We start from the raw sequence: 20,466 nt of genomic DNA, 5'->3' as shown, positions 1-20,466 counted from the left end.
TGGGTCGGCGGGCGATAGTCGGCCGGGGCGGCCATGTCGGTCAGGTTCACCATGGCTCAGCTCCTCTTGTCGCCGGCGTAGTAGACCCACTTCTTCGACGACCAGAACGCGATCAGCGTCAGGGTCATGATGATGGCGAAGAGGATCCAGGCGATGGCCGAGGCGTAGCCCATGTCGAAGCTCTTGAACGCCTCGTCATAGATGTAGAGGGGCAGCAGGTAGGTGGATTTCAGCGGGCCGCCTTGCGTGATGATGTAGGGGCCGTTGAACTCCTGAAACGCCTGCACGGTCTGCATGATGAGGTTGAAGAAGATCACGGGCGTGATCAGCGGCAGCGTGATGTGGCGGAAGATCTGCCACGGTCCCGCCCCGTCGATCGACGCCGCCTCGTAGAGCGTCTTGTCCACCGATTGCAGCGCGGCGAGGAAGATCACCATCGCGGAGCCGAACTGCCAGACGCGCAGCAGGGTGATGGTGAAGAGGGCGTTCTGCGGATCGCCGAACCAGTTGACCGGCTCGAACCCCAGACCGGTCAGGATCATGTTCACCAGCCCGGTATTGGCGAAGATGAAGCGCCACAGCACCGCGATGGCGATGGACCCGCCGAGGATGGAGGGCACGTAATAGGCCGTGCGGAACAGGTTGATGCCGCGCAGGCGGTAGTTCAGCACCACCGCGATGAACAGCGCGAAAGCCAGCTTGAACGGCACCGTGATCGCGACATAGGTCAGCGTCACCTTCAGCGAGCGGTCGAAGGTCCGGTCGCGGGTGAAGAGCTTTTCGTAATTGTCGAGCCCGACCCATTCTGGCGCGGACAACAGGTCGTAATCGGTGAAGGACAGGTAGAAGGACGCGATGAACGGGAAGGCGGTGAAGAGCACCAGCCCGATGATGTAGGGGGAGACGTAGAGCAGCCCCAGATATTTGCTGTCGCCGCCCATGCTATGCCGCCCCCCTCAGACCGGCCGGAAGGTGGTGCCCGGTGGCGGTCAGCATATCTCCGAACAGGGTGCGGGCCGTGTCGCGCGGCAGGTGGGCGACCAGCGGGTCGGCGTGGAACAGATCGAACAGAGCCGCGCCGTCTTCGGTCATTACGGCCTGCAACAACGCCTGTTGGCGTGTCGCGTGATCGGCGACGATCGCGGTCAGGGCCGGGGGCAGGGCGCCCGCGTGCACGGGCTGGACGCCGAGGCCTGAGAAGATGGCATTGCTCTCGACGATGGCGCCCTCGGGCAGGCCCGCGATCTGGCCGCGATTGGGAAGGTTCACGTTGCTGACATGCACCCCGCCCCCCATCAGGGCGACGACCTGATCCACCATCGCCTCGTCCGAGCGGGCGACGTTCACCGGGCCGGTCCCGTCCGCGAGCGCGTCGGCCTCGGCCTGCTTCGCCGCGCGGTCGCGGATGCGGTAGTCCACGGGCGTGAGAGCGAAGCCCCAGCCCTCGGGATCGGCGAGATAGTCCGCGACCGGCAGGAACTCGGCCAAGTGCCGGTCGCCCGCGGCGGCGGGGATGCCGAACCGGTCGAGCAGGTCGAACGCCACCCGGTTGCGCGTGCCGAAATAGCGCGCATGTTCGGCATCCTTGCCCGGCTCGGTCTGCGCCCACCCCTCGGCCAGATGGCGGGCGGCGAAGGCGCGGTAGGCGGGCAGCATGTCCCGCCCGGCCAGCGCAATCCGGTCGACGAAGGTGAAGTGGTTGATGCCGAGCACGTTGACCTCGACATCGCGGTGGGTCCAGCGGTCGCCGCCGGCCTCGGCCTCGGCCTCGGCATTGGCGATATGGGCGACCTGTCGGCGGATCTTGGTGACTTCGTGACACTCGCCCCAGGCGCGGATCTGCGGGAAGGCGGCGTAGAGCGCGCCGGTCAGCACGCTCATCGGGTTGGTCAGGTTGCAGACATGTGCGCGGGGGGCATGCTCGGCGATCGCGGTGGCGATCTCGGTGAGCATGGGGATGGCCCGCAGCGCCCGGACGAACCCGCCCGGACCGACCGTGTCGCCCACGGCCTGCGGAATTCCGTAGCGGGCCGGGATGTCGATGTCGTGGGCCATGTCGGCGAAGAGGCCGGGCAGGATCGAGATGACCACCACGTCCGCCCCCGACAAGGCCTCGGTCAAGGTGTCGCAAGCGCGGTAGCGGGCAGGGGTCCCGACCGAGGCCTCGGCGAACCGCGCGCCGATGCGCGCATTGCGCCGGGCGGCCGCCGAGTCGACATCGTAGAGCCGCACCTCCGCGGCGAGGCGCGTCTCCTGCGCCAGATCGGCCATCAGCACGCGCGCCCAGTTCAGCGACCCGCCGCCGACGAAGGCGATCTTCACGTCAATTTCGAAGTCGATATCGTGCATCTGATCCTGCCGTGGACCGCGCCCTTCGACGCGGCACCGCTGGCCATCCTCCCATTTGGCGGATCTCCCTCTCGTGTTGCCCGAGATTTGACCCTGTACGCCATACTAATATGCTAGTTATATATCGAGAATGATGTTAAGCGGATAAAAGAATGGACAAAACCGAACATCTGCCGCTGCGCCACATTCCGATGCAGTCGCTGTCGCTGCGGCTGGCCCGTTCCACCATCCGTATGGTGCACGGGCCACGCTGGACCATCGAGAAGGTCAACCCGGTCCACGACCTGGTGATCTGCCTGTCGGGTTCGGGCCTCTACCATGTCGGCGAGGCGCGCGAGGAAATCCTGCTGCGCCCCGGCGACGCGATGCTGATCCCCGCCTTCACGCGGTTCACCGGGCGGCACGGCGGGGGCGACGCGCCGCTGATCGGGCTTGCGCAGCATTTCTCGCTGGACCTGTTCGGACGCGGCGACGTGGTGGCGGAGATGGCGCTGTCTCGCGCGGTGGCCCTTCCTGACTGGCCGCAGCTGGAGCCATTGGCCCGGCTGTTCCGCGATCAGCCGCCGGGTCGGGCGCTGACGTTGAGCCAGCATCACCAGTTCATGGTCCTGCTGCTGGCCTATCTGGAGGTCGCATTTCTCGGCTGGCAGACGCCGACCACGTCGCCGGCCAATCTCGATCCGCTGTCGATGCAGATCATGATGGTCGCCTCGCGCCTCGCCACCGATCCGCTGGGGGGCGGTGTGCAGGATGCGCATGACGGGGTGCCTTACAATTCCGACTATTTCCGACGGGCCTTCAAGAAGAAGATCGGCGAGACCCCGCAGAAGTTCCGGGAGCTCAAGCGGATGGAATTCGCGGCCAGCCGGTTGGCGCAGGGCATGGCGGTCAAGACCGTCGCGGCGGAGCTGGGCTATACCGATCCCTACTTCTTCTCCCGCATGTTCAAGCGCCACATGGGGGCCAGCCCCTCGACCTTCCGCGACCGGGCCGCGGGTCAGCGGGAGATGCAGGAGGCGCGCTGAGCCTCACATGACCGCGCCGATCTGCCAGGGCAGGAATTCGTTGTCGCCGAGGCCCAGCAGCTCGCTGCGCGTCCTCTGCCCCGATGCCGTCGCGAGGATCAGGTCGAGGATCTGGCGGCCCTTGTCGCGCAGCGAGACCGGACCGCCGAGGATATCACCGCAGCCGAGGTCCATGTCGTCGGCCATGCGCCGCATCAGGTCGTCATTCGTCGCAAGCTTGATCGTCGGCGCGGGCTTCGATCCGAAGGCCGATCCACGCCCGGTGGTGAAGACGACGATCTGCGCGCCGCCCGCGATCTGGCCCGTGGCCGACACGGGGTCGAAGCCGGGCGTGTCCATGAAGGACAGCCCGCGCCTGCGCACCTTCTGCCCGTAGGCGAGCACATCTTCCAGCGGCGTCGACCCGGCCTTGGCGACGGCGCCGAGGGATTTCTCCAGGATCGTCGTCAGCCCGCCGGCCTTGTTGCCGGGGGAGGGGTTGTTGTCCATCGAGCCGCCATTGAGACGGGTGTATTCCTCCCACCATTTCAGGCGCTCGCGAAGGGCTGCGGCCACGACGTCGTTTCGGGCGCGGCGCAGCAGTAGATCCTCCGCGCCGTAGATCTCGGGCGTTTCGGACAGGATGACGCCGCCGCCCAGCCCGACGATCATGTCGCTCGCCAACCCCAGTGCCGGGTTCGCCGTGATGCCCGACAGGCCGTCGGACCCGCCGCATTGCAGCGCGACCGTCAGGGCGGAGACGGGGGCAGGGGACCGTTCGATGCGGTTCACCTCGGGCAACAGGGCGCGGACCTCCGCGACAATGCGGGCGATGGTCGCGCGGGTGCCGCCATTGTCCTGGATCGTCAGGCCGTGGAAGCGGGTCTTCTCCTCCGCCCCGAACATCGCCTTCATCCGGGCGATCTGCATGATCTCGCAGCCGAGCCCGACGAAGACGGCGGCACCGACATTTGGGTGGGTGGCATGACCCCAGAGCGTGCGCTGGAGGTTTTCCCATCCCGGCCCTTCGGAGGCCATGCCACAGCCGGTGCCGTGCGACAGGGCGACCACATCGTCCACTTTGTCGTAACGGTCTAGGATGCCCGAGGCGCGGATCTCCTCAGCCGCGCGCCGGATGACGGTGGCCGAGCAGTTCACGGTCGCGATCAGCGCGATCATGTTGCGCGTCCCGACGCTGCCATCCGCGCGATGGAACCCCTGGAATTCACACGCGGGAAGGCGGGGGATCGCCGCCTCGGCATGGGCCAGATCCTCGCCTGCCAGGGCCGTGCTGGCGTGGTCGCCGAAGGACAGGTTGTGGACGTGGACGTGATCGCCTGCCGCGATCGGCGCGCTGGCATAGCCGATGAGCTGCCCGAACTTGCGGACCGGCGCACCCGGCGCGATGGCGTGGCGGGCGATCTTGTGGCCGGTGGCGACGCGCTTTCCCGCGATCTCGGTCGGTGCCGTCAGGATCGCGACGTCGTCCCGGTCGTCGAGGGTCAGAATGCCGCTCACCGGACCGTACCGGCGACGGCCGCGCGCGCGCCGCTGTTCACCAGCGTCTTGTAGGCGGATGTCACGGCGGCGGCGAAGCGGTCATCTGTCGCGAGGTCGGAGCCGAAGACCTGCTCCACGTCCAGCAGCGCGGCAACCGTCGCGGCGGGACTGTCGGCGGACTGCGACAGCGATTTCAGCCGCGCGGCCAAAGGATCGCGCACGTCTATGTCGGCTCCGGTCTCGTCGATACCGCCGACATAGCGCATCCACCCGGCCACCGCGAGGCAGAGCCCGCGGGGCACCACGTCACGGGCTAGATTGCCCCGGACCGTGCCGAGGATACGTTGGGGCAGCTTCTGGCTTCCATCCATCGCAATCTGCCAGGTCCGGTGACGGATCGCGGGGTTGGCGTAGCGCGTCAGCAGCGAGTCGGCATAGGCGTCGAGGTCCTCGCCCTCGGGCCGGGGCAGGGTGGGGATGATCTCCTGCTGCCAGAGCATCCTGCACAGGGCCGCGAAGGGCGGGTCGGCCACCGCCTCCGCCACGGTTTCGTGCCCGGCGAGGTAGCCGAGATAGGCGAGCGTCGAATGCGTGCCGTTGAGCATTCGCAGCTTCATCAGTTCATGCGCATCGACCGATTGCACGAATTGCGCGCCCGCGTCCTGCCAGTCCGGGCGGCCTGAGGCGAAGCGGTCCTCGATGACCCATTGGCGGAACGGTTCGTGCACGACCATGGCAGGGTCGTGCCGGCCCTCTTGCTGGGCCAGCCGGGCGATGTCTGCATCGGTCGTGGCGGGGGTGATCCGGTCCACCATCGTCGCGGGGAAGGGGATCGTGTCGGCGATCCAGTCGGCGAGGTCTGGCTCACGCCGCCGGGCGAAGTCCAGCACCACCCCGCGCGCGAGCGATCCGTTCGACGGCAGGTTGTCGCACGACAGGACGGTGAGCGGCGGCGCGCCGTCGCGGCGGCGCTGCGCGAGGGCTGCGCAGAGGAACCCGATCGCCGAGCGGGGGCTGTCGGGGTGATCGAGATCGTGGACGATATCGGGATGATCGGGATCGAGCGCCCCGGTCGCGGGGTTGTGGCAGTACCCCTTCTCGGTGATCGTCAGCGTCACGACGCGCACCGCCGGATCGGCCATAGCCGCGATGACGGCGGCCTGGTCCTCGGGCGCGACCAGCACCCTCGCGATCGAGCCGATCAGGCGGTGCCGACGCCCCTCGGGTCCCAGTTCGACGGCGGTATAGAGCCCGTCCTGCGGTTCGAGCTGGTCGCGGGCGTCGGGCGAACGCAGCGAGACGGCGCAGATGCCCCAATCGCCACCTGCCGCCGCCATCGCCTCGTCGGTATAGATGGCGTTGAAGGCGCGGAAGAACGCGCCCGGACCCAGGTGGACCATGCCCACCTTCGGCGCGGGGTCCTGCCGTGTCGGTCTAGCGGGCAAGCCAGCCTCCATCGACGTTGAGGATGGCTCCGGTGACATAGGCCGAGGCGGGCATGCACAGGAAGGACACGGCCCCGGCAATGTCGGCCGGATCGCCCCAGCGCCCGGCCGGGATGCGGTCGAGGATCGCCTTGTTGCGATCCGCGTCCTCGCGCAGGGCCTGCGTGTTGTTGGTCGCGATATAGCCGGGGGCGACGGCGTTCACATTGATGCCGCGCGTCGCCCACTCGTTGGCGAGGATCTTGGTCAGCCCCGCCACCCCGTGCTTCGACGCGGTGTAGGAGGGCACGCGGATCCCGCCCTGGAAGCTGAGCAGCGAGGCGATGTTGACGATCCGGCCCGCGCCCTGCCGCGCGAACACGTCGCGCGCGAAGGCCTGCGACAGCTGGAACACGGCCTTGAGGTTCACGTCCATTACCGCATCCCAGTCGGCCTCGGAGAAATCGACGCTCTCCTCGCGCCGGATGATGCCGGCATTGTTGACGAGGATGTCGATGTCGGGGGGCAGGCCGGCGCGCGCGGCGGGCAGGTCGGCGAGGTCGAGGATCAGCTCCTCCGCCGTGCCGCCCGCGGCGTCGATCCGCTCGACCGTCTCGGCGCAGGACCGGCGGCCCGCCGCGACGACGTGCGCCCCGGCCTCGGCCAGACCCACCGCGATAGCCTGGCCGATGCCGGTATTCGCCCCGGTGACCAGCGCGCGACGTCCGTCGAGGCGGAAGGCCGCGCTCATCGCAGATCCTCCATCGGGACCATGTCCATGTCGGTGAAATCGACATTGTCCCCGGCCATCGCCCAGCAGAACGTGTAGGCGGACGTGCCCGCGCCGCAATGGATCGACCAGGGCGGCGAGATCACGGCCTCCTCGTTGGCCATGACGATGTGGCGTGTCTCGTCCGGCTCACCCATGAAGTGGAAGACGCGCGCATCCTGCGGCAGGTCGAAATAGAGATAGGCCTCCATCCGCCGGTCGTGCAGGTGCGCGGGCATCGTGTTCCAGATGCTGCCGGGCGTGAACTGGGTGTAGCCCATCAAGAGCTGGCAGCTCTCGCAGACCTCGGGATGCAGGAACTGGATGATGACGCGCTCGTTGACCGTCTCGGACGCGCCGAGCTCGACCCGGCGGGCATCCTCCAGCCGGATCAGCTTGGTCGGGCACTGGCGGTGGGCGGGAGCGGACAGGATGTAGAACCGGCCGTCGCCCCGGAACGTGACCGGCCCGGCGCCGAGGCCGACATAGAGCACCTCGCCGCGGGCAAGGGTGTGGGTCTCGCCCCCGACCTCGATCTCGCCGCTGTCGCCGATATTCAGGAACGCCGCCTCGCGCCGGTCGAGAAAGCTCGGCGTTCCCGTCTCAGGCACCGCATCGAGGGTGAGCGATTCCCCGGCGGGTACGGCGGAGCCGAGGATCAGCCGGTCGTAATGCGAATAGACCAGCGTGATCTCTCCTTTCGCGAACAGGTGGCCGACATGGAAGTGATCGCGCAGCCCGGTGGTGTCGAGCCCCTTGGCGGTGTTCGGATCGATGGCGTGGCGGATCTGGGCGTTGGTCTGCGACATGGCGGGGTTCTCCTAGAGGAAGTCGGTACGGCGTGGGGTGAAGGTGTCGATCAGGCGCCCGGTCACGAGGCACTCGCAGCCATGCTCGGCCCCCGACGGGATGACGAAGCTGTCGCCCGGTCCGACTTCGAAGCGTTCGCCATCTATGGAAAAGGCGAAGCGACCGGACTCGACGTATGTCGCCTGCACGTGCGGGTGCGAATGCAGCGCCCCGATGCCCCCGGTCTCGAAACCAAAGGCCACGACCATCAGCTCGGGGCTGTCGGACAGGACCTGGCGGGTCACGCCGTCCCCGGTCGGTACGACCGGAAAAGACTGGGTCGGGGTCATGCGATCCTCGCTCATTTGAACAGCGACGGCAGCCAGAGCGACAGCGCCGGGATGTAGGTGACGAGGACGAGTGCGAAGACCGCCGCGCCGTAGAACGGCCAGATCGTGCGGATTGCGGTCGAGATCGGGAGTTTTCCGACCGCGCATCCGACGAACAGCACCGCTCCCACCGGCGGCGTGCAGAGCCCGATCCCGAGGTTGAGGATGAGGATGATCCCGAAATGGACGGGATCGACGCCGAAGGCCGTCGCCACCGGCAGGAAGATCGGCGTGGTGATGACGATCAGCGGGCTCATGTCCATGAAGGTGCCCAAGAGCAGCAGGATCACGTTGAGCAGCAGAAGGATCACCAGCGGGTTGTCCGAGAGGCCCGAGATGAACGTGACCATCGAGGTCGGCACCCGCAGGTAGGCCAGCAGCCACGCGAACGCGGCGGCCGAGCCGATGACCAGCAGCACCATCGACGATGTGCGCACCGCACCCAGCGTGGCCGCGACGAACTCCGACCAGGGCAGCGAGCGATAGACGAAGATCGTGACGGCGATGGCATAGACGACCGCGATGCAGGAGGACTCGGACGCGGTGAAGACGCCCGAGCGCACCCCGCCGAAGATGATCGCCACCAGCAGCAGGCCGGGGAAGGCGTTGATGAACAGCGACAGGATCGCCCGCCCGCCCGGAAACGGTTCGGTGTCGTAGCCGCGCTTGCGCGCCACGAACCAGGCTGTGAACATCAGCGACAGCGCGAGGATCAGGCCCGGCAGGATGCCTGCGGTGAACAGATCGGCGATCGACATGCGGCCCCCCGCGGCGATCGCGTAGATGATGAGGTTGTGCGAAGGCGGCAGCATCAGCGCGATGATCGAGGACATGACGGTGACGTTCACCGCGTAGTCGCGCCCGTAGCCGCGCTCCTCCATCTGCGGGATCATCAGGCCGCCGATGGCGCTGGCATCGGCGGCGGCAGAACCCGAGATGCCGCCGAACAGCACCGAGGCCGAGATGTTGACCTGACCCAACCCGCCGCGCAGATGCCCGACGCCCGCGCCCGCCAGCGCCACAAGGCGTCTGGCGATGTCGCCGCGGACCATGAGTTCGCCCGCGTAGACGAAGAAGGGGATGGCCATCAGCACGAAGACCGAGATGCCGGAATTCAGCCGCTGGAACACCACCACGGGCGGCAGGCCCAGATAGACGATCGTCGCGAAGGACGAGATGCCGAGGCAGAACGCGACCGGCGTTCCGATCAGCAGCAGCACCGCGAAGGTGCCGAAGAGAATCCAGAGTTCCACCTACGCGGTCTCCTCGTCGACCGGATCGTCTCCGAACCGGCGGGTGGGCAGGCCGACGGCGCGGCGCAGCAATCTCTCGACCGCGAACAGCGCCATCAGCACGCCGCCCGCGATCAATGCGAAATATTCGATGCCGCCGGAAATCCCCAGCAACGGCACGGTGTTCTGCCAGGTCCGCGCCGCAAGCTGCACGCCGTAGACGACCATGCCGAGGGAGAAGACGAGCACCACGATGTCCGAGATCGAATGGAAGATCAGGCAGACGCGTCGCGGCATCACATAGAGCAGGATATCGAAGCTCAGGTGGTTGCCCTCGCGCAGACCTACGGCGGCGCCGAGCAGGATGAACCAGCCCATGACGAGGACCGAGCTGACCTCGGTCACGGTCGGCGTGTCGTTGAGGACGAAGCGGCCCCAGACCTGCCAGGCGATCAGGACCGTCATCAGAACGAGCCCTGCGCCCGACAGCCACAGGGCCGCCTTGGCGACGACGCCGATGGCCGCCGACAGCTTGATCATCGTCTCACGCACGATGGGCTCCCTTCCGCAAGCGGTCCGGGGCACCGAACGGGTCGGTGCCCCGGAGATATGCTTACTCGGTTTCCTGGATGCGGGTGACGAGCTCACGCAGCGCGTCGGAGGTCACGTGGGTGTCGTAGACCGGGCCCATCGCCTCGATGAACGGGGTCTTGTCGATGTCCTCGATGATCTCGACGCCCGCGGCGCGCACCTGCTCTTCGGACGCGGCCTCACGCGCCTGCCATTGCTCGCGCATGTAAGGCACGGCGTCCTTCGCCGCCTGGCGCACCAGCTCCTGATCCTCGGCCGAGAGGCGATCCCACGCTGTCTTGGACATGACCAGCACCTCGGGGACGATCAGGTGTTCGTCGAGCGTGTAGTAGCCCGCCACCTCGTAATGGCCCGAGCTTTCGAAGGACGGCCAGTTGTTCTCGGCGCCGTCGATCGCACCGGTCTGGATCGAGGTGTAGACCTCACCATAGGGCATCGGCGTCGCGTTGCCGCCGAGCGCGTCGACCATGTCGACGAAGACGTCGGACTGCATCACGCGGAACGACATGCCCTCGATGTCATCGATCGAGGTGATGGGCTTCTGGCTGTTGTAGAACGAGCGCGCGCCACCGTCGAAATAGGCGAGGCCGACGAGGTCATGCTCCTCGAACTCGGCCAGGATGTCCTGTCCGATCTCGCCGTCCACCACGCGGTGCATGTGGTCGACCGAGCGGAAGATGTAGGGCAGGGAGAAGACCTTGGTCTCCTCGATGATGTTGTTGAACGGGCCGAGGCTGACCCGGTTCATGTCGATCACGCCGAGCTGGGTCTGCTCGATCGTGTCGGCTTCCTCACCCAGCTGGGCGGAGTGGAACACCTCGATGCACAGGCGCCCGTCGGAGCGTTCCTCCAGCAGTTCGCCCATGTGCTGCACCGCGGTGACCGTGGGATAGCCCTCGGGGTGCGTGTCCGAGGAGCGCAGCGTGACCTCGCAGGCCATCGCGGCTCCGGTGCCGACCATAAGGGCGGCGATCGCAGTCAACGTCGTCTTCATTCTTCTTCCTCCCTGAAGATGGCTGATCAAAGTCTGTATGCTTCTTTCGCCAGCCGGTAAGTGAGGTCGTGGGCGACCTCGAAAGCCTCGCTCTCGCGCAGGCGTCCCGTCGCGACGAGCGTCGCGAGATAGGCGCAATCGGTTCGCCGGGACACGTCGTGCCGGGCCGGGATCGAACAGAAAGCGCGTGTGTCGTCGTTGAAACCGGCGGTGTTGTAGAAACCGGCCGTCTCGGTCGTGGCCTCGCGGAACCGCAGAATGCCCTCGTAACTGTCAAAGAACCACCAGGGCGGGCCGAGTTTCAGCGCCGGATAGGCCCCCGCGAGCGGGGCAAGCTCCCGCCCGTAGACGGTCTCGTCGAGCGTGAAGAGGATGATTGTCAGGTCTGGCTCCAGCCCGACGGCGTCGAGCAGCGGCTTGAGCGCGGCGACGTAATCGGTGGGGCCGGGGATGTCGAAGCCCTTGTCGCGGCCGAACGCGGCGAAGATCGACGCGGAGTGGTTGCGGCGGGATCCGGCATGAATTTGCATGACCAGCCCGTCATCGAGGCTCATCCGCGCCATCTCGGTCAACATCTGCCCGCGGAAGGCGTCGGCATCCTCGGCGCTGGCCGTCCCCGTGCGCACGCGATCGAAGAGCGCAGCGGCCTCCGCGTGGGGCAGATCCTCGGTCCGCGCGGATGGGTGGCCATGGTCCGTGGCCGTTGCGCCGTGCTGCTTGAAGAACGCGCGGCGCGCGCGGTGGGCGGCGAGGTAGCCGTCCCAGGTTGCGGTATCCTCGCCCGTAAGCGCGCCGAGCTTGTCGAGATTGTCGGCGAAGCCCTCGAATTCGGGATCGACGACGGCATCGGGGCGGTAAGTGGTCACGACGCGGCCCGTCCAGCCGCTTTCCGCGATCATCCGGTGCCAGGCGAGGTCGTCCAGTGCGCTCTCGGTGGTGGCAAGCACCTCGATGCCGAACTGGTCGAACAGCGCGCGAGGCCGGAATTCGGGGCGGGCGAGCTTCGTTTCGATGTGGTCGTAGACCGCGTCCGCATTCGCGGCGGAGAGCGGCTCCGTCAGGCCGAACACATGCTCGAACGAATGATCGAGCCACATCTGCGATGGCGTTCCCCGCAGCGAGGCTATGTTTTCCGCGAAACGCCGCCAGATCGCGCGCGGGTCGGTCTCGGTCCGGCCGCCATCGGCCCGCGGCACGCCGAGGTCGGATAGGGGGACACCCTGACTGACCAGCATGCGGAAGATGTAGTGATCCGGGATGACGAAGAGCTGCGCAGGGTCCGGAAACCTGTCGTTCTCGGCGAACCAGCGCGGGTCGCAATGGCCATGCGGGCTGATGATCGGCAGGTCCCGCACGCTTTCGTAGAGCGCACGCGCACGATCCCTCAGCGCAGGTTCGGCAGGGAACAGCCTGTCGGGATCGGTGAGGGTCATCAAGGGCGGCTCCGGTCGCATCGTGGGGTGATCTGCTGCGTTGATAATCTAATATGCTAGAATGGAGATTGAGTCAAAAGCAATTCACGGCTAATCTGCAACCGACCATTTCGAGGGAGAGGCATGACGGAGCTGACGACGGAACCTGTGACCTTGCCGCTGACCAGACCCAAGGTACCGACGGCGACCGATCTGGCTTTCCAGAGCCTGTTCGACGCCATCGTGGCGCTGAGGCTGCCGCCCGGCGCGAAGGTGTCGGAGACCGATATCGCCAAACAGCTCGACATGTCGCGCCAGCCGGTGCGCGACGCCTTCTTTCGCCTGTCGAAGCTCGGCTTCCTGTCGATCCGCCCGCAGCGCGCCACCCTCATCACCAAGATTTCCACAACCGCGGTACTGGACGCGGTGTTCATAAGGACTGCGGTCGAGGTCGAGTGCCTGCGCGCGACCGCCGCGGCCATCGACGCGGATGGCATCGCCCGGCTTCGGCGCATCATCGATGATCAGCGCGATTGTATCCATGACGCCGATCCGGCGCGGTTCCACCAACTCGACGATCGCTTCCATGCTGCGCTGTGCGACATGGCAGGGCAGGCGGGGGCCTGGGAGCTGATCCAGGAGCAGAAGGCCCACATGGATCGCGTCCGTTTCCTGAGCCTCTCGACCGACCGCCGGCAGCGCGTCCTGAAGGAGCATCAGCGGATCGTCGATGCGCTCGAAGCCGGCGATCCCCGGCAAGCGGACGTGGAGATGCGAACGCATCTGGGCGATATCATGCATGTGCTTCCGCGGCTGCGCGAGGCGAACGAGGCGTATTTCGAAGATGAACACTGAGACGATCGTCGCGATCGGCGAGGCCATGGTCGAGTTCTCGCGCGGGGACGAGGGGCACTGGCATCAGGGGTTTGCCGGCGACACGCTGAATGTCGCATGGGCGGCACGGGCGTTGCTGCACAACGGGCAGGCCGTCGGGTACGTGACCCGCGTCGGAGAGGATGCCCTGTCTACGCGGTTCCTCGGGATGCTGGACAGCGTCTCGATCGGAACGGGATGGATCGGCCGCGATTCCGAGAGGACAATGGGCCTCTATACGATCGAGACCGATGCGGAGGGGGAGCGGAGCTTCTCCTACTGGCGTGGTCAGTCGGCGGCCCGACGCATGCTGGCCGAACCGGACCGGATTTCGGAGGCGCTCGCACGGGCCGGTTTGGTCTATTTCAGCGGGATCACGCTCGCGATCCTGAGCCCGGAGGATCGGACACGGCTGCTCGACCTGCTGACCCGAGACGGGCGCGGGTTCCGCGTGGCCTTCGATCCCAACATCCGCCCGCGCCTGTGGGAAAAGGACGACATCCTGCGCGAGACGATCGAGGCGGCGGCCCGCGCGTCCGACATCGTGCTTCCCACCTTCGACGACGAGGCCGCCGCGTTCGGCGACGGCTCGCCGGAGGAAACGCTCGACCGATACCGAGGACTCGGTGTCGGCGAGGTGATCGTCAAGGACGGGGTCAACCCGACGCGCTTCTGCGCCGACGCGACGGGTGAGGTGCCGGTTCGCGATCCGATCCGCGCGATCGACACGACCGGGGCGGGCGACAGCTTCAACGGAGCCTATCTGGCGGGCCGCCTCTTAGGTCGATCGGTGCAGGATGCGATCGGGATGGGGCAGGCGGCTTCACGCGCCGTGGTCGCAACACGCGGCGCCCTGCTCGACATGGCCGCGCTGCGACGCGCCTGCGCGTGATCCGCCTCAGACCTCTCGGTTCGACCCGTGCGTCAGGGCCATCGCGACGCCCCGGATTTCCGCCAAGCCCTTCAGGCGCCCGATGGCAGGGTATCCCGGTTGCGCTCCGCGCGTGTGGTCGTCGAGGATGTCCTGCCCATGATCGGGCCGCATCGGGATCGTCGCATCGGCGCGCCCTGCGGTCCGGCGGCGCGCTTCTTCGGCCATGACGGCGCGGATGATGGCGACCATGTCGGTCGATCCCGCCAGATGCTCATCCTCGTAGAAGGATCCGGGCACGGTATCGTCCTCGCGCCGGACCGATCGCAGATGCAGGAAATGGATATGAGAGCCCAGCCGCTCGATCATGCCGGGCAGATCGTTGTCGGGCCGCGCGCCGAGCGATCCGGTGCACAGCGTGATTCCGTTCGACGCGCTTGGAGCCGTCTCGACCAGCCAATGGTAGTCGGCCTCGGTCGACATGATCCGCGGCAAGCCCAGCAGCGGCCAAGGCGGATCGTCGGGATGGCAGCAGAGCCGGACACCCAGCCTCTCGGCCTCCGGCACCACGCGTTCGAGGAATGCCGCGAAATGGGTGCGGAGGGTGTCGGCATCGATCGCATCGTAGCGTGACAGGTGCCCGCGCACTTCGTCCAGTGTCCAGTGTTCGGCGGCACCGGGCAGGCCCGCCAGGATATTGGCGGTCAGCGCCTCGGCGGCCGCAGCGGTCAGACCCGCGTGGCGCTCGGCGGCGGCGGCCTGGACCTCTCGCGGATAATCGCCCGCGGCGGCGGGACGCTTCAGGACATGCACGTCGAACATCGCGAAGTCGATCAGGTCGAACCGCATGGCTGCGGCACCCGATCGCATCGGAGCGCGCAGATCGGTCCGGGTCCAGTCCAGCACCGGCATGAAGTTGTAGCAGATCACCTCGATCCCTTCGGCCGCGAGATGCTCCATCGATGTTATCCAGTTGGCAATATGGGCGTCCGCATCCGGCCCGCGGGTCCGTATATCCTCGGAGACGGGTAGGCTCTCGACCACGGACCACTCCAGCCCGGCCTCCTCGATCAGGGCCTTTCGCGCGGAAATGTCCTCCCGCGGCCAGACCTCACCCGGTCGCCGATCATGGAGCGCCGTGACGATTCCTGTCGCACCGGCCTGCCGGGCGTCGGAGAGGGTCACCTTGTCCACCGGACCGAACCATCGCCAGCACTGCTTCATCGTCGCATCCACCTTCCAACTTGCGAGGATGTTGTGGCGAAGCGCGGTTGCGCTGACAATGGAGGAAATCGACCCCGGCGAACCATCGCCATCGTGATCGGTGGGTCTGTCGAGGCACTATACGGCTGTGACCGAAGCCATATTTCGATCTTAGAGCGGCTTCTTCTAGAGAGACACGACCTGCTGAATCGCCGTGATCTGACTTTGCCGCAATGATGTAAGCCACAGGTCGGCCTGGACGCCACGCCAACGCTCGTAAAGTCCGCTCGGAGCTGCGATCCGACGTCCTGCAGCCCTCCCTCGTTCCGAGGTCGTTGCCACGCCAAAGCCGTATTGCGCCAAAGGCATAATCAGAACGTGTAGCAAAACGCCCGAACGTGCCGTTTCACAAGCCGTGCGCGCCTGAGAAGGCTGCTCGAACTGCCGATTTTCTGGAGTTGATCCACTGGAATAGTGGCGGAGAGACAGGGATTCGAACCCTGGAGACGGTCTCCCGCCTACACACTTTCCAGGCGTGCGCCTTCGACCACTCGGCCACCTCTCCGTGAGGCGGGTTATACATTCTGGCGGGCGGAGCGCAAGAGGTCGTGCGGGTCCAATTCCATGCGCTGTCGAGTATGCCGTGACGCATGGACCTGTGCTATTCCTGCGCCGGTTTCAGGTGAAAGGAGCCCGGCCATGAAGGCATTTTGCAAAGCGGCGATCGGCGTCGCCTTCGCCACCCTGTTCTGCGGATCGTCGATCGCCGCGCAGACCGAGGTCGATCCTCGGGACTTCATCTCCGAGTTGGAGGGGCGGACAGCCTGGTTCCGGTCGCTCGACGGCGCGCTCGTCGGCATCGAACGGTTCGAGGGCGATGGCTCGACCTTGTGGCTGCGCTCGAACGGCAGCTGCACGCGCGGTCGTATCACCTACGAGGACGGCGCGCTGTGCTTCCGCTACGAGGATTCACCGTCGGAGCTTCATTGCTGGCGCACCTTCCGGGATGGCGAGCGTCTCGTCGTCGTGGAGGCGACCGCGGGGCTCTCGGTGCAGGTGATCGACCGGATATCGAACGCACCGCTCGACTGCGCGGCGCCGGATGCGGGAGTCTGATCGCGACTGTGCGCAAGCGCACCGACTTACAGCGATTCGAGGCGTATCCATGAGTCGACATCGAAGGGCGATATCAGGAATGTCCCAACGCGGTGCGCATGGCGGTCCATCGTTTCCTGAGGGAGCGAAAGCCGTGTCGCCGCATACCCTCCGCCCTTGGATGTCTGACTGGTGCCCGCACACGTCCCTTGGGTATCCCGTCAAGCCGGAGCGCGGATCGGCCCCCCATCCGCGTTCCGGCGCCATTCGGCCCGCGCGGTCACTCCCCTTTCAGGATATTGGTGGTTTCCAGCAGCACGTCCGGTCGGAGGAAAGTGACGCTGCCGCGCCGGGTCTCGATCAGCTCCTGCTGGACCATCAGGCTCAGTTCGCGGCTGACGGCCTCGCGGTTGGCGCCGACATGTGCGGCCATCTCGGCGTGGGTGGGGGCGGGTTTGAGCACGCCGTCCGATTCCAGCACACCATGCTCGAGCCCTTTGCGCACGAGGTACAGCCGAAGTCGGTCGGCGAGTTTGAGCGCCGTCAGCTCGAAGCTGCGCTGGGTCAGGTCGCGCACCCGCTCGACCATGTCGGCGAGCAGGAGGCGGGCGAGCTCGGGCTCGTCCTGCAGCAGGGCCCGCAGCGTGCGGCCGGGGATGCGGGCCAGCATGGCCGCGGACCGGGCGAAGACGCTTGCCGACCGCTCGCCGCCGCCGATGGCTGCGATCTCGCCGAAATAGGCGCCGGGCCCCATCTCGCCCAGCGCGACCTCACGCCCGCGACCCGAGATCAGGATGGCCATGACCCGACCCTCGAGGACGAGGTAGAAATCGTCCGAGGCGTCGAGATGCTGGACGACCAGTTCGCCTCGTCGGGGCCGGACGATGTCCACGCGTTTCGCCAATGCGTCGAGCGATCCGTCCGAAAGACTGGACAGAAGCGGCACCTGCCGCAAGCGCGAAGGGATGTCACTTCGTTTGGTCATGTCGCAAGAATCCCCCGAAACGCGGTCCCCCGATCCGCGGGCTCACGGCCCGCGAGCCGGACACAGTTAGGACATCGGCCATGAGCGAGGCAAGGAAAACACGCGTGCTCATCCTCGGCGGCGGGTGCGGCGGGGTCGCTGCCGCTCATGCCCTGACTGCCTCGGAGGCGCGCCGGGCCGCGTTCGACGTGACGCTCGTGAGCCAGGGGTGGCGCATCGGCGGCAAGGGGGCGAGCGGGCGCAACCAGTCGGACCACGACCGGATCGAGGAGCATGGGCTCCACCTGTTCCTCGGCTTCTACCGCAAGGCCTTCGGTATCCTGCGGGACGCCTACGCATCGCTGGACGGACCGGCGGACGGCGTGTTCGCCTCCGTCGCCGAAGCGTTCACGCCCCAACATGAGGTCACGCTATGGGCGAGCCCCAACGATGGCGGGGCGGGGCGCTGGAAGCATTACACCCTGCGCGCACCAGAATGGCCGGGGATGCCGTGGGACGCCGATCCCGCAGACCTCGAACGCGCTCCTGCCCGTCTGGCGTCGCTGCTGCGGGTCGGCGCACGGCAGGCCGACGCTCCGCATCTGGCAGAGCCGCTCGCCCGAGACCGGCTCGACCCTGCCGACGCACGAGAGAGCGAAAGCCTGATGCGCTGGTTCCTGTCCGAGTTGAAGGATATGGACTGGGGGCTGGGCCTCCATGTCCTGCGGGATCTGATGGAGATCGGCGGCGCGGTACTGCGGGGCTATTTCGCGGATATCGCTCCGCATGGCTGGAACGCGTGGCACCGGATCGACCATCTCGATTTCCGGCGCTGGCTGATCTCGCACGGCGCGCGCGAGCAGGCGGCGTGGTCGGAGATGATCCGCGTGCTCTACGACCTCGCCTTCGCCTATCGCGGCGGGGATGCGGACGACGTGAACGATGCCGATATCGCCGCGGGGGCGTGCCTGAAGCTGGTGCTGGACCTAGTCGCGGGCTATCGCCATGCGCCGATGTGGCGGATGAACGGCGGCATGGGCGACGTGGTCTTCACGCCGCTGGTCAAGTGCATCGGCCGCAATGGCGGCGAGATCCGGCTGTTCCGCCGGATCACCCGGATCGAATTCGACGATGGCGGCGTGTTGCGCGTCCATATGCAGGTTCAAGCCCGGCCCGCGGGGGCACGTTACGATCCCTTCATCCGCGTCGATGGCCGCGACTGCTGGCCGAGCGCGCCGCTCTGGGACCAACTCGAGCCGGACACGCCGCGGGGGCGGTTCGAGAACCCTTGGGACCACAGCCATGTCGGGACCGAGATGCTCGAGCGCGGTCGCGATTTCGACCATGTGATTCTCGCCATACCGCCGGCGGCCTCGGCGGAACTGACGGAAGACCTGACGGCGCGCAGCCCGCTTTGGTCCGACATGCTGGAGCATGTGGGCCGCTTTTCGGTCGCGACCCATTCGGTGCAGTTATGGGTCGATCGCGCGACCGGCTGGCTAGAGAGCGATACGGTATCCGGCGCCTATGCTCCCTCGCTCGGGACTTGGGCCGACATGACGCATCTGCTGACGCATGAGAGCTGGCCGGAGGGCGAGACGCGCGGGTGCCACTACCTCGTAAGTGTCATCGAGTTGCCGTGCGACCTGCCGCCGTTCACGGTCGGGGCTCCCGAGGTTGTCGCGGCTGCGGATGCGCAGGGTTGCGCCGTCACGGATGCGTGGCTGCACGACAATGCCTGGCGGATGTGGCCCGATCTGTGCAGCAATACCGTGTTCGACCCTGCGCGTGTCGTCAGCCGCCACGACCACGTGAACATCGCGCCGTCCGAGCGTTATGTCCGCACACCGCCGGGCAGCATCGCGCATCGCCTGCCGCCCGACTGGGACGGCGTGCCGAACATGAGCCTGGCGGGCGACTGGACGATCACCTCGATCAACGGCGGCTCCGCCGAAGCGGCGATGGAGAGCGGGCTGACCGCCGCCGACGCGCTCGCCCGCCGACACGGTGTCGCCTAGCGCTGCCAGAGGGTGATGCCGTTGCGCGTGGTGAAGTCGAACGACACCCAGAAGGCGAAGCGCGCCTCGGTCGACAGCCACTCCCCGTTGCGTTTGCCGGTCAGGCCGAGATCGTCGATGATGCGATGGCTGGCGCAGTCGCGGAACGAACAGGTCCATTCGCCCGCGATCAGCCCTCCGCCATGCACCTTGTCGAGATGGGCCGGGCTTTCGGTAACGGCCTGGTAACAGGCGCGGGTCCAGTCCTCCGCGGCGCGGAACTGCTTGAGATTGACCACCGGCACCACGAAGTCGAGTGCCAGCTTGCCGATATCCCATGCGAAGGCCATACCCTCCACCACCGTCTCGATGAGCCCGCGCGAGTGACGCATGTTGCCGCGGATCGCCTCCAGAAAGCCCGCGACATCGTCGAAATCGTCTCGCAGGGCACTCGACGCGTTGTGGCCCGTCGCACGGATCAGGGGTGCGTTCTCGACAGCACGCGCGCTGTCCGAGAAGGTCGGGAAGATCGTCGTGCGCGCCTCGAACCCGCCGGGTCCCGGATCCGTCATCAGGTCGATCTCGCCGATCGTCTTGCGATATCCCCAGATCTCCCGCCCGACGACGAGGCCGGTGTCGACATTGATCAGCAGGTAGGGGACGAAGAAGGTCAGGCGCGGAAAGGTCGCGCCCTCCCGATACTCCCAAAGCGGCACCCAGATCATTGCCTCGCGGTCGCCCTGCACGCCGATGGTCTGGCTGAGGGAGGTCGCGGCCTCAACCTCCAGGAACGTCAGGAGCACAGTGTCGCCAACGGGCTCGTAGCGCAGGCTCGGGGCGCAGGCGGCGTTGAGCTGGCTGTCGACCAGCGCCTGCAGCGCGGTCGGGTCGGCGTCGAGGCCAAAGGCGTAGGCTGTGGCTCCCTTAAGGGCGAGCGGTTGGGGGAAGCAGATCTCCCCATGTCCCAGCCGGTCGATATAGGGGGGGAGGTCGCGCGTGTCGGTCATAGT

Annotated in this window: 19 protein-coding genes and 1 tRNA gene; 5 read left to right on the top strand and 15 right to left on the bottom strand. The window is 66.9% G+C overall.

What is annotated here, in order from left to right:
- Positions 1-56: 56 nt before the first annotated feature.
- Both RX333_RS06580 and RX333_RS06575 read right to left on the bottom strand, forming a co-directional pair.
- Positions 57-941: a sugar ABC transporter permease gene (locus RX333_RS06580; protein WP_316014127.1), complete on the bottom strand. Its 885-nt coding sequence runs from the start codon at positions 939-941 to the stop codon at positions 57-59.
- A 1-nt stretch (position 942) separates the two neighbouring features.
- Positions 943-2,349, bottom strand: coding sequence for an alpha-galactosidase (locus RX333_RS06575; RefSeq protein ID WP_316014126.1), 1,407 nt, complete (start codon positions 2,347-2,349; stop codon positions 943-945).
- Positions 2,350-2,501: 152 nt separating this feature from the next.
- Here RX333_RS06575 and RX333_RS06570 point away from each other — a divergent pair, with 152 nt between their 5' ends.
- A complete protein-coding gene (locus RX333_RS06570; protein ID WP_316014125.1) occupies positions 2,502-3,374 on the top strand; it encodes a helix-turn-helix domain-containing protein in 873 nt (290 codons plus the stop codon).
- A gap of 3 nt (positions 3,375-3,377) precedes the next feature.
- Here the strand turns inward: RX333_RS06570 and RX333_RS06565 are convergent, their stop codons facing one another.
- The 9 genes from RX333_RS06565 to uxaC form a co-directional block, all read right to left on the bottom strand.
- Positions 3,378-4,871: an altronate dehydratase family protein gene (locus RX333_RS06565; RefSeq protein WP_316014124.1), complete on the bottom strand. Its 1,494-nt coding sequence runs from the start codon at positions 4,869-4,871 to the stop codon at positions 3,378-3,380.
- Positions 4,868-6,253, bottom strand: a complete 1,386-nt coding sequence (locus tag RX333_RS06560; RefSeq protein WP_316014123.1) for a mannitol dehydrogenase family protein — start codon at positions 6,251-6,253, stop codon at positions 4,868-4,870. Before RX333_RS06560 ends, RX333_RS06565 begins: the two co-directional genes overlap by 4 nt.
- Before the next feature lie 34 nt (positions 6,254-6,287).
- Entirely contained in the window at positions 6,288-7,028 is a 741-nt protein-coding gene (kduD, locus tag RX333_RS06555; RefSeq protein ID WP_316014122.1) for a 2-dehydro-3-deoxy-D-gluconate 5-dehydrogenase KduD, read from the bottom strand.
- Positions 7,025-7,855 (bottom strand): 5-dehydro-4-deoxy-D-glucuronate isomerase, encoded by an 831-nt coding sequence (kduI, locus tag RX333_RS06550; protein ID WP_316014121.1) that lies wholly within the window; start codon positions 7,853-7,855, stop codon positions 7,025-7,027. The genes kduD and kduI overlap by 4 nt, the downstream gene beginning before the upstream one ends.
- 12 nt (positions 7,856-7,867) lie before the next feature.
- Entirely contained in the window at positions 7,868-8,185 is a 318-nt protein-coding gene (locus RX333_RS06545; RefSeq protein WP_316014120.1) for a cupin domain-containing protein, read from the bottom strand.
- Between the two features lie 11 nt (positions 8,186-8,196).
- Positions 8,197-9,477: a TRAP transporter large permease gene (locus tag RX333_RS06540; RefSeq protein ID WP_316014119.1), complete on the bottom strand. Its 1,281-nt coding sequence runs from the start codon at positions 9,475-9,477 to the stop codon at positions 8,197-8,199.
- Positions 9,478-10,008, bottom strand: coding sequence for a TRAP transporter small permease (locus RX333_RS06535; RefSeq protein WP_316014118.1), 531 nt, complete (start codon positions 10,006-10,008; stop codon positions 9,478-9,480).
- A 61-nt stretch (positions 10,009-10,069) separates the two neighbouring features.
- Positions 10,070-11,041: a TRAP transporter substrate-binding protein gene (locus RX333_RS06530; protein ID WP_316014117.1), complete on the bottom strand. Its 972-nt coding sequence runs from the start codon at positions 11,039-11,041 to the stop codon at positions 10,070-10,072.
- 26 nt (positions 11,042-11,067) lie between these two features.
- Positions 11,068-12,474, bottom strand: a complete 1,407-nt coding sequence (gene uxaC / locus RX333_RS06525; protein ID WP_316014116.1) for a glucuronate isomerase — start codon at positions 12,472-12,474, stop codon at positions 11,068-11,070.
- Positions 12,475-12,597: 123 nt separating this feature from the next.
- Between uxaC and RX333_RS06520 the strand changes: the two genes are divergently transcribed.
- Positions 12,598-13,308 carry a GntR family transcriptional regulator gene (locus RX333_RS06520; RefSeq protein ID WP_316014115.1) on the top strand — a complete coding sequence of 237 codons (711 nt, stop codon included), beginning with the start codon at positions 12,598-12,600 and terminating at the stop codon, positions 13,306-13,308.
- A complete protein-coding gene (locus RX333_RS06515; protein ID WP_316014114.1) occupies positions 13,298-14,218 on the top strand; it encodes a sugar kinase in 921 nt (306 codons plus the stop codon). The genes RX333_RS06520 and RX333_RS06515 overlap by 11 nt, the downstream gene beginning before the upstream one ends.
- 6 nt (positions 14,219-14,224) lie before the next feature.
- On the opposite strand, the gene uxuA is transcribed toward RX333_RS06515, so the two are convergent.
- Both uxuA and RX333_RS06505 read right to left on the bottom strand, forming a co-directional pair.
- Positions 14,225-15,421 (bottom strand): mannonate dehydratase, encoded by a 1,197-nt coding sequence (gene uxuA, locus RX333_RS06510; RefSeq protein ID WP_316014113.1) that lies wholly within the window; start codon positions 15,419-15,421, stop codon positions 14,225-14,227.
- 454 nt (positions 15,422-15,875) lie between these two features.
- Positions 15,876-15,965 (bottom strand) — tRNA-Ser (locus tag RX333_RS06505).
- 134 nt (positions 15,966-16,099) lie between these two features.
- Here RX333_RS06505 and RX333_RS06500 point away from each other — a divergent pair.
- Entirely contained in the window at positions 16,100-16,516 is a 417-nt protein-coding gene (locus RX333_RS06500; RefSeq protein WP_316014112.1) for a hypothetical protein, read from the top strand.
- Between the two features lie 259 nt (positions 16,517-16,775).
- On the opposite strand, the gene RX333_RS06495 is transcribed toward RX333_RS06500, so the two are convergent.
- On the bottom strand, positions 16,776-17,480 hold the full coding sequence (locus RX333_RS06495) for a Crp/Fnr family transcriptional regulator (RefSeq protein ID WP_316014111.1): 705 nt from the start codon (positions 17,478-17,480) through the stop codon (positions 16,776-16,778).
- Positions 17,481-17,584: 104 nt separating this feature from the next.
- Here RX333_RS06495 and RX333_RS06490 point away from each other — a divergent pair, with 104 nt between their 5' ends.
- Positions 17,585-19,477 carry an FAD-dependent oxidoreductase gene (locus RX333_RS06490; RefSeq protein WP_316014110.1) on the top strand — a complete coding sequence of 631 codons (1,893 nt, stop codon included), beginning with the start codon at positions 17,585-17,587 and terminating at the stop codon, positions 19,475-19,477.
- Here the strand turns inward: RX333_RS06490 and RX333_RS06485 are convergent.
- Positions 19,474-20,463 carry a hypothetical protein gene (locus RX333_RS06485; protein WP_316014109.1) on the bottom strand — a complete coding sequence of 330 codons (990 nt, stop codon included), beginning with the start codon at positions 20,461-20,463 and terminating at the stop codon, positions 19,474-19,476. The two genes, RX333_RS06490 and RX333_RS06485, sit on opposite strands and share 4 nt — an antisense overlap.
- Positions 20,464-20,466 lie beyond the last annotated feature (3 nt).

The sequence above is a fragment of the Roseobacter sp. HKCCA0434 genome, from assembly GCF_032464675.1.
Taxonomy (GTDB): Bacteria; Pseudomonadota; Alphaproteobacteria; order Rhodobacterales; family Rhodobacteraceae; genus Pontivivens.
Note: the sequence above shows the minus strand (reverse complement) of the source record. Positions and strands in the feature narration are given on the sequence as shown.